This is a genomic window from Paucibacter sp. JuS9 (genome assembly GCF_044043925.2).
In the GTDB taxonomy this organism is placed as follows: domain Bacteria; phylum Pseudomonadota; class Gammaproteobacteria; order Burkholderiales; family Burkholderiaceae_C; genus JAUASW01.
Window position 1 is genome coordinate 3686547 of sequence record NZ_CP194172.1, and the last position, 13092, is coordinate 3699638.

General features: G+C 62.3%; 7 protein-coding genes and 1 tRNA gene. 4 read left to right on the forward strand and 4 right to left on the reverse strand.

From position 1 onward, the window contains the following. The first annotated feature begins 41 nt into the window (after window positions 1-41). The 4 genes from ABT392_RS16410 (at window position 42) to ABT392_RS16425 (ending at window position 6289) form a co-directional block, all read left to right on the forward strand. On the forward strand, window positions 42-2075 hold the full coding sequence (locus ABT392_RS16410; protein WP_395385259.1) for a glycoside hydrolase family 97 protein: 2034 nt from the start codon (window positions 42-44) through the stop codon (window positions 2073-2075). After that, on the forward strand, window positions 2072-4447 hold the full coding sequence (locus ABT392_RS16415; RefSeq protein WP_395385258.1) for an amylo-alpha-1,6-glucosidase: 2376 nt from the start codon (window positions 2072-2074) through the stop codon (window positions 4445-4447). The genes ABT392_RS16410 and ABT392_RS16415 overlap by 4 nt, the downstream gene beginning before the upstream one ends. 220 nt (window positions 4448-4667) lie before the next feature. After that, the gene (locus ABT392_RS16420; protein ID WP_395385257.1) at window positions 4668-5951 is read left to right on the forward strand and encodes an HD-GYP domain-containing protein; all 1284 of its coding nucleotides are present in this window, start codon (window positions 4668-4670) and stop codon (window positions 5949-5951) included. Window positions 5952-6118: 167 nt separating this feature from the next. Further along, window positions 6119-6289: a hypothetical protein gene (locus ABT392_RS16425; protein ID WP_334278430.1), complete on the forward strand. Its 171-nt coding sequence runs from the start codon at window positions 6119-6121 to the stop codon at window positions 6287-6289. Between the two features lie 358 nt (window positions 6290-6647). Here ABT392_RS16425 and ABT392_RS16430 read toward each other — a convergent pair. From ABT392_RS16430 to ABT392_RS16445, 4 genes are all read right to left on the reverse strand, one after another. Further along, window positions 6648-6724 (reverse strand) — tRNA-Met (locus ABT392_RS16430). 794 nt (window positions 6725-7518) lie between these two features. Continuing rightward, window positions 7519-8433, reverse strand: coding sequence for a hypothetical protein (locus ABT392_RS16435; protein ID WP_395385256.1), 915 nt, complete (start codon window positions 8431-8433; stop codon window positions 7519-7521). A gap of 4 nt (window positions 8434-8437) precedes the next feature. Further along, the gene (locus ABT392_RS16440; RefSeq protein ID WP_395385255.1) at window positions 8438-10960 is read right to left on the reverse strand and encodes a hypothetical protein; all 2523 of its coding nucleotides are present in this window, start codon (window positions 10958-10960) and stop codon (window positions 8438-8440) included. Between the two features lie 2 nt (window positions 10961-10962). Next, window positions 10963-13053: a hypothetical protein gene (locus ABT392_RS16445; RefSeq protein WP_395385254.1), complete on the reverse strand. Its 2091-nt coding sequence runs from the start codon at window positions 13051-13053 to the stop codon at window positions 10963-10965. Window positions 13054-13092 lie beyond the last annotated feature (39 nt).

Consider the following 13092-nt stretch of genomic DNA (forward strand, 5'->3'; position numbering starts at 1 on the left):
GGTGATGTTAATAATTCGCCGCAAACGACAGGAGACGCCGCATGCTGAAGTCTGCACTGGCCTTGTGCCTTTCCCTGCTGCTGGGCAGCGCCTGGGCAGCACCCGCCGCCGGGCTGAGCTCGCCCGACGGCCGCCTGCGCATCCAGCTCGACATCGACGGTGAAGGCCATGCCCGCTATTCGGTGCTGCGCAATGGCCAAGCGGTGATCAGCCCCTCGCGCCTGGGCTTTCTGCTGACCGACGCGCCCAAGCTGGACCGCCACTTCACCCTTACCGCCCGCAGCGAGCGCAGCTTTGATGAGCGCTGGGAGCAGCCCTGGGGCGAGCAGCGCTACATCCGCAACCACTACAAGGAGCTGCGCCTCACGCTGACCGAGGACGCAAGCCAGAAGCGCAGCATCGACCTGATCCTGCGCGCCTATGACGACGGCGTGGCGCTGCGCTACCAGTTCCCCGACCAGTCGATGCTGCAGAACGTCAACATCGGCGAAGAGCTGACCGAGTTCAACATTGCCTCGCCCGCCACCGCCTGGTGGAACACCGCCTTTGAATGGAACCGCGAGGAATACCTGTTCAAGCGCACGCCGGTCCAGGAGGTGGGGCTGGCCCAGACGCCGATGACGATGCGCACCGACAAAGGCCTGCACATCAGCATCCACGAGGCCGCGCTGGTGGACTATGCCGGCATGAACCTCGCCCGCGTGGAAGACCGCCGCTTCAAGGCCATGCTCACGCCGGGCAGCGGTGGCCTGCCCAAGGTGCAGCGCCGTGCGCCCTTCGCCACGCCCTGGCGCATGATCCTGATCACCGAGACGGCCGCGCAGTTGGCCGAGTCGCGCACGATCCTGAACCTCAACGAGCCCAACGCCATCGGCGATGTTTCCTGGTTCAAGCCTATGAAGTACGTGGGCATCTGGTGGGAGATGCACCAGGACATCGCCACCTGGGGCAGCGGCGACAAGCACGGCGCCACCACGGCCAATGCACTCGAGCACATCGACTTCGCCGCCAAGAATGGCTTCGGCGGCGTGCTGATCGAGGGCTGGAACCAGGGCTGGGATGGCGACTGGGTGGCCAATGGCGACAAGTTCAGCTTCACCAAGCCCTATCCTGACTTCGATCTGGAGCGCATCACCGCCTATGCCAAGTCCAAGGGCGTGCAACTGATCGGCCATCACGAAACCAGCGCCAATGCGGCCAACTATGAAAGCCAGCTGGGCGCTGCGCTGGACCTCTACTCGCGCCTTGGCGTGGTCTCGGTCAAGACCGGCTATGTCAGCGATGCCGCACAGGCGCGCGTGCCTGGCGCCGACGGCGTGGTGCGCTACGGCTGGCATGAAGGGCAGGACATGGCGCGCCACCACTTGAAGGTGGTGCAGGAAGCGGCCAAGCGCCAAATCGCGATCAATCCGCATGAGCCGGTCAAGGACACCGGCCTGCGCCGCACCTATCCGAACTGGATCTCGCGCGAAGGCTCGCGCGGCCAGGAATTCAATGCCTGGGGCAATCCGGGCAATCCGCCGGAACATGAGGCCAATCTCGTGTTCACACGCCTGCTCGCCGGGCCAATGGATTTCACGCCCGGCATCTTCGGCATGAAGACGCGGCAACCCACCGGCGTGGCCACGACCTGGGCCAAGCAGCTAGCGCTCTATGTGGTGATCTACAGCCCGATCCAGATGGCGGCCGACCTGCTGACAAACTACGAAGCCAATCCCAAGCCCTTCCAGTTCATCAAGGACGTGCCGACGGACTGGAGCGAAACCAGGGTGCTCAATGGCGAAGTGGGCGACTTCGTCACCATCGCCCGCAAGGACCGCAACAGCGAAGACTGGTTCCTTGGTGCTGTCACCGATGAGCACGCGCGCAGCCTGAACATCAAACTCGACTTCTTGACACCAGGCCAGCGCTACCGGGCCCACATCTACCGCGATGGCGCCAAGGCCAACTACACAACTGCACGCGAAGACATCGTGATCGAGCAGCGTGAAGTGAAGGCCGGCACCAGCCTGCAATTGCGCCTGGCGCCGGGCGGCGGCCAGGCGATCCGCTTCGAGAAGCTGGCGGCGCGATGAAGCAATTGCTGCTCACGGCTGCTCTGCTGAGCTGCTTCGGTGCACACGCGGGCGACAAGAGGCCGGGCGTCGATGCCTTGTTCCAGCAGATGGGCCTGACGGTCCAGGCCCGGCAGCAGCGTCATTTCGTTGTCGGCGACCGGGTCGATGGCTACTTCGATGGCCGCACCGCCAGCTATGGCCAAGGCGAGGGCTATCTGATCGGGCAGCAAGTGCTGTTCAAGGATCACGCGAGCTTTGTCGACGGCAAGCTGCTGGACCGCGCCGGTAAACAGGCGCGCGAAACGGTGCAGCCCTATGGCCGCGAACTGCAGGTCGGCACGAGTCGAGAACGCTTCGTCCTGCATGCGGGCAGCCGGCGCTTGTCGATCCAGGTGAGCACTGCGAAGGCCGCGCGCTTGGCAGTCCAGCCCTTGTGGTCTGGCGCGCTTGCCGAGCCCCGCTGGGATGGCGAGCAACTGCTGGTGAGCCTGCCCGGCGGCTCGCTGTTCGCGGCAATCAGTGCCGACCAGCCTTTTGAAATCACAGGCACCGGCTCGCCACAGCTGCAAGTGCGCAGCAAGACCCGCCGCTTCACGCTTCACATCGCCTTCGCGAGCGACGCCGCCAGTGCCCTGGCCCAAGCCCGCGCGATGGCCGGCTCGGACGCCGTGATCGCGCAAAGCCGTGCCGACCTGCATGAGCGCCTGACGCGCAGCTGGCTCAAGACGTCCGATGCCGACTACGACCGCGCCCTGCTCTGGGCCAAGGCCTCGGCACTCGGCTTCCTCGTCGATGAGTACGGCCGCGGCCTCTGGGCCGGCTTGCCCTGGTTCCGCGAGAACTGGGGCCGCGACACCTTCATCGCCCTGCCCGGCACGCTGCTGGTGACCGGCCATTTCAAGGAAGCACGCGAGGTGCTCGACAACTTCGCCCGCTACCAGAACCTGCAGCCACCCAAGGACTCCGGCAGCGACGATCCGGTCAGCGGTGCGCGCGCCAGCGACTACGGCCGCATCCCCAACCGCGTGCGTGGCGAAGAGAAGATCTACAACACCGTGGACGGCACGCCCTGGATGCTGCGCGAAGGCCTGGAGTACGTGCGCTACAGCGGCGACAGCGGTTTTGCCGAGCGCATGCTCAAGCTGGCCGGCCCCTACATCGAAGGCGCCCTGAAGCATTCGGTCGACGCCGACGGCTTGCTGCATCACGACGATGCCGACACCTGGATGGACGCCCGCATCGAAGGCCGCCAGCCCTGGTCGGCGCGCGGGTCAAGGGCGGTCGAGATCCAGGCCCTGTGGTTCACGGCGCTAGAAGCCGCCGCAGAACTGGCGAAACACGCGGGGAGGAACGAACAGGCCGCCGTCTGGCAAGCCCATGCGGAACGCGCACGGCAAAGCTTTGTCCGGCTGTTCTGGGATGGCCAGCAGATGGCTGACCGCCTGCGTGCAGACGGCAGCCGCGACATGAAAGTACGGCCGAACCAATTGATGCTGATCTCTGTGCCGATAGACCCATTCAAGCCCTTGGTCGCGCCCGAAGTCGAGGCGAAAGTGTTGGGCAACACGGTCGCCAAGCTGCTCTTCCCGTACGGCATCGCCTCGCTGGACCCGGCCAGCGAGTATTTCCACCCTCACCATGTGAATGATGCTTACCACCACAAGGACGCGGCCTATCACAACGGCACGATCTGGGGCTGGAACGCCGGCTTCACGGTCACGGCATTGAGCAAGTTCGGCCAGCAAGACCTGGCCTGGCAGCTGACCCGGAACCTCGGCGAGCAGATCCTTGGCCACAACCTGGACGGCACGCTGGGCACGATGAGCGAGTTGCTCGATGCACTGCCAGGGCCGAACGGCCGGCCGGTTCCTTCAGGCACCTTCGCGCAGTCCTGGAGCGTGGCCGAGTTCGCGCGCAATGCCTATCAGGACTATCTGGGCTTCCGCCCTGACCTCTTGCGCGGCGAGCTGCACTTCACGCCAGCGCTGCCCACGGCATGGAAGCACTTCGATGCGCGCCTGCCCTTTGGCGAGGGTGCCTCACTGCAAGTGCAGGGTCGCCGCCAGGAAGGCAAGACCTGGCACTGGATGCTCAGGCTGCAAGGCACGAGCCAGCCGCAGCGGATCAACTTCGAGGCGTTGGATGCGGCGCAGGCCCGTCAACGCAGCGAGTTCACGCTGCAGCCCGGCCAGGCTGCGCAATTGCTGATCAGCGCAGATCAAATCAGGCTGAACGGCAAGGTCTTGCCACTACAGGCCGTGATGCCCTCGCAGCAGGTCTTGCTGAAGAACCTGGGCTTTGCGATGCCGCCAGCGGCCAACACCAGGTTCCCGATGACGCAAGGCAAGGGCCTGCTCCAGGACCTGATCCAGCGCGGCGAGTTCCGTTAAAGCCTCAGAGGACCATGCCGCCCGAAAGTTCGATGCGCTGGGCATGGACCCAGCGGCCGACGCCGACACCATCACGCCTACATGAAATCGAATCTCCTGCGAACGTGACAATGCTGGCGATCGAACCGACATCGCAGAACGCTTGATCAACCAGCGCAGGCGGGTTCGCCAGTGGCTACGATAGGACCTCCTTTGTTGTTGACGCCCTGCAGGTCCCTCAATGTCCACACCGGCCAACCCTTCCAAAGATCGCCAGGTCGCACCCTCGCAGCTTTGCGTCGGCATGTTTGTGCACCTGGATCTGCCGTGGACTGATCATCCGTTCACTTTCTCGAGCTTCAAGATCAAGAGCCTCGAGCAAGTCGCGACAATCCAGACTCTGGGCCTGAGCCGGGTGCGCTTTTCGCCTGAGCGGAGCGACACAGAACCGCTGGAGCTGCCAGCGGTCGAAACCGCGCTCGCAGAGACACCGCCACCGCGCGATCAGGACCCCGTGTATCAAAGCAAGCGCGAGCGCCTTGAGCGAATCGCCGCTCACCACACCAAGGCCGCTGCCTGCGAGCGAGCCATGATGTCAAACGCGCGGGCGCTCAAATCGATCAACCAGAATATGTTTGCACGCCCCGAGGCGGCGCACCAGGAAGCCCTGCAATTGGTGGATGGCATCGCCAACTCGATGCTGGTCGACGCCGATATGGCGATCGAGCTGATGGCGGACAAGATCGGCGGCGAGGACGCCTACTTCCATGCACTCAACGTCACCATCATGGCGATGATGCTGGCCAAGGAAATGAAGGCCCCGGCCGCAGCCGTTCGCCTGATCGGCCTGGGCGCTTTGCTCCATGACATCGGGAAGGTCGATATCCCTGACCGAATCCTGCGCAAGGGAGCACCCTGGACGCTGGCCGAGTTCGGCGTGGTGCAACTTCATTGCGCGAAGGGCGTGGCCATCGCCCAGAAGATGGGCGTTTCACAGGAAGCACTGCGGATCATTGAGCAGCACCATGAACATGTCGACGGCAGCGGCTATCCGATGAAGCTTGTCGGCGCGCAACTCAATCTGCTGTCGAAAATCGTGGCGTTGGCCAACACCTACGACAACCTGTGCAACCCGGTCGACGTGCAGCGGGCGCTCACACCCCATGAGGCGCTGTCGACGATGTACGGGCAAAGGCGTGGCCAGTTCGATGCAGCGGCGATGACCACCTTTGTGCGCTGCGTAGGCATCTATCCGCCGGGCACCATCGTTGCACTCAGCAATGGCACGCTCGGCATGGTCGTGACCGTCAACAGCAGCCGGCCGCTGAAGCCAACAGTGCTGGTCTACGACCCAGCAGTGCCCAAGGAGGTGGCCATGGTCGTTGATCTTGAACAGGAGCCCGACGTCACGGTGACCAAGACGTTGCGGCCTCAGCAGTTGCCGCAACCCGTGTACGACTACCTGTCCCCGCGAAAGAGGATGACCTACTACTTCCACACCGACGCTGGCAAATCCATGCCATGACGATTTAGCGATGAGCAATTGGCACTGGGCGCCTCAGTCATTGCTCTTCAGCAGGTCCACAACTGGCCCGGGAATGCTTCCACGGCGTACCGTGCGAACCAGAACCTGAGCAGCCGCGCTACCGCGCCGAGTTCCGCAAGATCACACGAGACCAACTGTGTTTCGCAATGGTGTTCCCCGGCCTGCCGCTCGCGCTTGGCAAGGACTACGTCGCCAGCCCCGAGTTGCTACTGCAAATGCTGAAGGAGAACCGCAGGGAAGGCATTGCGGGTGAGGTCTTCTTTCATAGCGAAGGCCTGACCAAGCGCGACGAGGTGTTGCAACGGCTTTATCGTTGATCACCGGCTTGAACGTCTCGCTGCGGCACGACGTGCGCAACACACTTGACTCCAAGCTTGGCAACGTAAGGTGCGCGATCACGGACCCACTGCGCCCCGGCGCCGTCATACTCGACCCGAACAAGGTGGAGACATGGGTCGCATGGATCTTGACCACGGGGCACGCGCACGGCACGGGTTGGGCTGATGAGGGCACGAGACCCAATGGTCGGGTTCTCGCTCTGCGCATATCGAGGGGCACAAGCAAGGCACGCTTTGTGGCACAGAACGGGCACAGAACGGGCACAAAAGCAAAAACGCCAACCTCCCGGTTGGCGTTCCATTTTTCGTAAGCCGTTGATTCACTTACGAAGATTCTTGGTTGCGGGGGCCGGATTTGAACCGACGACCTTTGGGTTATGAGCCCAACGAGCTACCAGACTGCTCCACCCCGCGACTGATCAGAAAGAAATCTGAAACAAAAAGCCGCTCAAGCGAGGAGCGGCTTTTCAGGATTCGCTTCAAGCACCTATCACTCGGTGTTCGACAGGGCGAATGATAGCACGCCAATCACGCCTGCCCTGCGTCCACCGAAGGACGCCGCCAGCGCGCCCCTGAGCCGGGACGCCTCAGAACAGCCGCAGCAGCGCCAATGTCAGTCCGGCGAGGAACCTCGTCTCACCCAAGGCTGGCAGCCAGCCGCTGCTATTGATGAGCACCAGCAGACCGAACCCGACCCCAAAAGCCAGCAGCAACGGTAGACGAGGCCCCTATGACTCGCCCGCCAGGAACGCGCCAGACGCCGAGCGGCGTTTCAGTGATTCAGCTGCATCGTGCCGATGCCGATACCGATACCGGCGATGGCCGCAACGTTGTGCCGACCTGCGAGGCCCGGACCGGAAATAGAAAAACCCGCTGAACGCATGCGTTCAGCGGGTCTCGATATTTGGTTGCGGGGGCCGGATTTGAACGGTTATGAGGCTTATTCAACAACCATGTACTGGCACGGCGTTGTTTCCGCATGAGTGGGCTAAACCGTTGTCACTGCTAGTGATTCTCCGCTGCGGCCGAAACCTACGGAAGACCGGTCGAAGCCAAATGACCACCTTCATACCCGATCATTTCGACTCGGCGCAAGTTTTCAGCAGGTGGCTAGAAGCGACCATTGGGACGCCAAGCGCATCGCAAGCCGCGTTCCGCTAACCATCGAGGTCAACCGACCAGCGCGCCATTCTGCTCGCATATTACGACTACAGAACAGTGTCGGCGCAGTCACCCAGCCCCTGTTCGCGTAGGCCAGCGCGCACGGCGTCAAGCGCAGGAATCACTTGGTCCAGCAACAACGGCCAGCCTTCGACGCAATGCACGTCCGCAGGCAGCGGCTTGAGCGAGCAAGTGCTGACCGTTTCGACGACATTCATGCGTATCGGCATCTTGAGCCATTGCGCGGCAGTCAACACAACTTGCTGCCAGCCACCGAATCCGGCGAACCGGAACGGGCGTAGCCCTCCTGCAGAAACGCCGCCTCGAAGACCTTCTCCCATGACCTCCTTGACCAGCGCACGCATGTCAAAGCTTTGGTGGTCCGTGGACGCCAATTCAACAAGCAGCTGAATCGGATCGACATAGGGTGAAACGGAAGCCCTGACAGCAGTAGATTCGTAGGCAACATGCGCATCGCCCGCGACGACGCTGAATGACTCCTGTTTGAAGTAGTTGAAGTGGCGCGCCGGCCGTGTCTTCAGGCCCTCCCGTCGCTCAATATCAAACAGCTCACCAGCGGGATCCGTGGCCGTGGACATGATGTCTGCGACCCGCTGGACAAGGACCGAACTCTTCTGAAGCGCCTCCACTGTGATGTCGACCGCTTGAGCCATCGCCTCGTCTTGGCGCGCCAAGTTGCCGAACCGCCGGCGCGCCGCAGCTGAACCGTGGCCAAACATGTCTTCCTGAGGCAACACTGGAATCTCTGATTCGAACGTATAGGCGCCATCGATCACGACGAGCTTGGCATTCCGTATGAAGTCCGCATCGCTCATATAGCTCAGCTCACCTTGGCCCGCATTGATGAGCTTGATGCGCTCTCTCGCCCGGTCAAGGATTGCGCCGACAGTTGGTCGGGCATTGACCGCCAGCCCCAGCGGAATCTTCAGCTCATTCGGCATCTCGCTAGACCTCCCCGCGCGCAACCAAGAGTGCACCGACCTGCAAAATCCACCAGTGCAGGCCGACCATCGAAAGCGTCGCGCCACCTGCTTCTGACGCGACTACGCCGTGTTCTGACATGAACAACCGGTGAGCCGGCCGACCTTTTCGTGGTGCAACGTGGCGCGCCGGAATTCGGAGAGCCTGTATTTCAAGCGCGAGCTGCGGCGCGCCGACTGCACTCACGACCGCCAACGAGCGACTCGCAACCTTCGCATTCAGCAGAAACTGAATAAGTCGCGCGGCGGACTGCGGGTGCCGCAGCTCAACATCGTTGCCCGCTAAACATTGCAGCCAGCTCTGCCAGATCAAGCGCAGCTCAGTCCAGCGGCCACCATCAACGACTTCCCCAAGGGCAGCAGCGACTGGCGCCCATTTTGATTGCCGCGCTGCGCGCGCCCAGAGATACCAGGCCGAGACGGCGATGCATTGCTTCACCAAGGAACCCGCCGCAGTCGGACTCACGAGGCGCGCCAGCACCATCGCCTGGACCAGTTCGCTGACCGACTGATGGACGACTTCAAGCGGGACTTGGCACCCACCGGCAACAGCGTCCAGCGACAGGTTCTGAGCGACCAGCCAAGCGAGGTCCGCGCGCCCAGCAACAGAAAGCTGCACAGGTGCAACTGCTGGCCTGACAGCGACCGACGCAATGGCGGACAGCTCTGACCGTTCACCGACGAGCCCCTGACTAATACGTGGGAACTGGAAACCGTTGGCGAATGAGCCAGAGCGTGCGCACCAGGCCGTCGGCCTTGCTACCTGCGACAGCTCTGCAAGCGGTCGTTCGATCCAGTGAATGTAGGCAGCGGATGAAGAGGGGCCAGCATGGCCACCTTGGGCAGAGACCTGAAGGAGACGTGCGGCGTCAAGCCCTGCCGTCTGGCCGCCCAATATCGGTTCGGCGCGCCGCGAGAAGACGGTGTGCCGCAGATCGTAGTAGCTGCATTCTCCGTCCCCAGTGGCCCAGCGTAACGCGGCATTCATCAGCTCGGTCGTCACCAGTTCCTCATGTCGAACGTCTGGATGGCCCGGCTCGCCGAGGAGGACATCCTCATCGCCCGCGAAGTCCACGTCGCACCGCAAGCGTTTCAGGTCGATCAGCAGACGCGTCAATAGCGGATCTTCAATGTCTTCTTGGCGCCGATGAGACTTGGACTTTCCGCCGCCGTCGCGCACGCGGACAAAGATGCTGAGGTGCACAGGTTCGGACTCATGCACGTCGCCCAGGCGGATGCACCAAAGTTCCACCGTTCGCAGAGGAATCCAATTGCCAAGGACGATCCCAAGCTGCGCCTGCAACCGAATCCTCGGCGTTGGCGCATTCGTCTCGATGAACTGAAAAGCCAACTGCAGTTCAAGTGGTGAGATGACGGAAGCGGCGGGCGGCAATGGCGCGCCAACTCCAGACAGACTTCCCGGAAGTGGGTCCGCACCGGCAATCGTCAGGAATCGGTGGAAGACTTCAAGAAATGCAGCGAACTTCGCCCGTTGAGACGAACGAACATCGGACATGGCCTGCTCGTAGAGCGCTCGCCATTGCTCACCATCCAGCTCATCTGTTCCGACCTCCAGTAGCTTTTCAACCAGCGTGCCCAGGCCTTGCCTCAGATATTCGTAGAGTGTGATTGGTGCCCAGTTGCTGCCACGGACTCCGCCTGCCAACAGCGCATGCCGAATGGCACCAAGAACAGTGACTTGAACCCTACCTTCCTTTGCCGCCACCGGCATTGCCAACGCGACATACTCCAAGATGTTCAACCGACCTTGATGCTTTGGCCCCTTGCTTCGCGCCACTTGGCCCACATAGGTGACCAGGCCTTTCAGCGTGGCGGTGCGTGTTGACCACGTGCGCGTTGCCTGGATGAGGGCAAGGTCCGCCGTGGGTTCCGTCACCACGCCTGTGATGGCGGGCCGGCCCGTCGCAATGCGAGCCAGCGCGGCTCGTGGCAAGGTTTGGAACGGGCGGCGCCTGACCGCATGAGCAAACAGGGGGCCGGTCATGCGCTGAAACCACCATGCTTGAGCGTCAGAGATGAAGCCGTACCAGGCTTCGTTGGGAGCACGCCCCGGGTGCAGCACCCTCAGGACATTTGCCGCCCACTTCCAGCCCGCCTGATCTACAGCTAGGCCACCGTTTGCAGCCACCGTCGTGGCTGTATGGTTGGACAGGATCCGACGATCACGCCAGCCGGCGCTGTCTGTCCACTCGACATAGACCTCCTCGTCGTCGGCATACACCGAGGCCGCGGGACTCGTGGCTTGCTTCAGGCCAGCAACAGACAAGATCGCCTCATTGCTCACCAGCTGCAGCAAGAGCAGTCCGCCGGCCAAGGCATCGCGTTGATCGTCAATCCAAGCAAGAGTGACTTCATGCCGAGCCTGCGCGGCAGCGTAGCCGGCGGTCGTCTCGACAATCAACCCATCGAGGCCGAGATCAGAAATGATGAGCCCACTGTTCGGCCCAAGATCGTGAGACTTACCCACTCTCAGTCTCCGGAAAGCCGGCTGGGCATGCGGAGATCCAGGGACGCGATGATCTCATCCATGCGAGCCCGAAGCCGTTCAATGTCGGCGCGCTGCTGGCGAACCGAATGGCTGGATCCGGGATGCAAGCCATCCATTTGATGCCGCATCAGGACATCTATCAGGAGTTGCTCAACGCCACTACGCATCAAGTGCAATGGCCAGAAATGGCGGGCAAAGTTGGCTCGCACGCGCAATTTCGCCGGTAGGGCTTCTCGCCAGCTTCGAGTGCCTATTGATTCCGGCCGCCCCACTGCGTCAACGACAAAGACTCCGGCCGAGCCACCGGGGTCTTCCATATACCGTTCAATCGAAAGCGCTAGCGTCAGACTCTCTGAGTCAGCCAGAGTCTTCAGTTCGGCCACCGCCTCAATGCAGAGACGCTTCCAGCAAGCGAGAACACGGTGGAGAATTTTTGCAATCGGCACGGCTAGCCCCTTCATACGGTGCACGGCCTTGTCGTCAATGTGAACCGCGTCGCCCCGCTCCACTTCATCAGCCGATACCTCATACGTCTGCCAGTTCCGAAGCGCCAGCACGAACGATAGGAAGAATGCGAGCCAGATGGCGTGCTTGTTGAGGCGGGTGATGAGCGCGCGCCGGCCGCTACGCTCCAGACTTGATTGATCGGCTTGCTCGGCCAAGTGGGCGGAAACTTCAGCAATGGTGGTCGCCTTCGGAGACGTGAACGATCCGATCAAGCTGCTGAGCGGTGGCTCCTTGGAAGTTGGCCAGTCGAGCAACCGATTTGCCGCGTTGCCAATTTCGTGAACTGCGTGTGAATCGCAGGTACCGTATGCCGGCTTCCCCCGACTCACAAGGAAGTGCGAGTTCGTCAAGAGAGCGACCGGCCAACGATGAAACCCCGCCTGCAGCAGCAGCGCGGGCACTGACTCTTGCAGACGCCGCGCCGTGCAGCGATAGGCTCCACTTTCGACAACCGAAGCGCGAGGGTGATGACCGACATCGCCTAGCAGTCCGCGCACTGTTGTCGCTGTCCACCTTGACGCATCCATGGCCTTGAACAGCAGCGCCTGCAGTGGCTCGGTGAGCTTCACGCGGATCGTCTGTGTCGTCTCCAGGTACAGATGCTCGGTCCCCGGGGCCGGACGCGCGCCGCGGTCGATCAGGCGATAGAGCACGTAGCAGTACGAGCCGCCGCGAACATCCAACCACGCCAAGGCGCGTTCAGGCGGCATGTCACCCACTTGCACTGGGAGCATCAAGGTGATGTCGGAGGTCAAATGCGTGACGATCTCGAGCGCGACCAATGCGGCGCTGCTGTCCCCCGTCCTGATGCGTTCAATCAACTCGCGGCCAGCGACCTTCAACGCGCTTTCGGACAGCGTTCCATAGCCGCCGGCCGCGGCAACCGCGTTCCGAGTTGAGAAGTCGAGAAGGTTGTCAGCGCGCCGTCGAAAGGCGACGTTGAATAGGTCCGTCGAATCGAGCGTTCGGACGGCTCTTGTGACCTTCACCGCTAGGCCGAAGTCCACGGCGACAACCGGGTGGTCCGCAATGGCGACTTCCAAACTCCTAAGCGCCCGCTCTAGCGCCCTCGTCCGCGAAGTGTTCGTCCAGCTTCTCGCGCGGTCGCTGTCTGGTCTGGACAGCGCGGCATCAACATTTGCAATTGCTTGGCCCGTCGGGGCCCAAGGATCAAAGAGTCGTCGCAGCAGCCATGCCCCAAATGTCTGCAGAGCGGCTTCATCGCATGCTTGCCCCTTGCTGGCAATAGATCCTATCTTGAGCGCAATCGAATACAGAAGATGTCGACCGGTTCGGCGATTCAGCGACAGAATCGTCGCGCCTGCCGCTGCACCCAGGGTTGCCTGCTGCCCCAATTGCTCAATGCGAGCGGCTATCTGAACCGCCGCGGGAATCCGAGCGGCAAGGCTCCGAATGGCAATAGCCAGGCCTTGCAGCGCTCGATCTGCAGTAGGCAGATCCGGAGGAGCGTCGAGTGCATGTCGACACGCGGCAATCGCCGCAGCCGGCAACCTGAGCCCGTTCGGAGCGCCGTCGTCGTCGCTGGCACGTTCTGGACCTGTCATGCATCGTCTCCAAACGCAGACCGACTTGCGCCACCATGG

What these genes read in the sequence shown, in the direction of transcription:
- ABT392_RS16410 (WP_395385259.1), top strand. Translation starts at nt 42, where the DNA reads ATGCTGAAGTCTGCACTGGCCTTGTGCCTTTCCCTGCTGCTGGGCAGC.
- ABT392_RS16415 (WP_395385258.1), top strand. Translation starts at nt 2,072, where the DNA reads ATGAAGCAATTGCTGCTCACGGCTGCTCTGCTGAGCTGCTTCGGTGCA.
- ABT392_RS16420 (WP_395385257.1), top strand. Translation starts at nt 4,668, where the DNA reads ATGTCCACACCGGCCAACCCTTCCAAAGATCGCCAGGTCGCACCCTCG.
- ABT392_RS16425 (WP_334278430.1), top strand. Translation starts at nt 6,119, where the DNA reads ATGGTGTTCCCCGGCCTGCCGCTCGCGCTTGGCAAGGACTACGTCGCC.
- ABT392_RS16435 (WP_395385256.1), bottom strand. Translation starts at nt 8,433, where the DNA reads ATGCCGAATGAGCTGAAGATTCCGCTGGGGCTGGCGGTCAATGCCCGA.
- ABT392_RS16445 (WP_395385254.1), bottom strand. Translation starts at nt 13,053, where the DNA reads ATGACAGGTCCAGAACGTGCCAGCGACGACGACGGCGCTCCGAACGGG.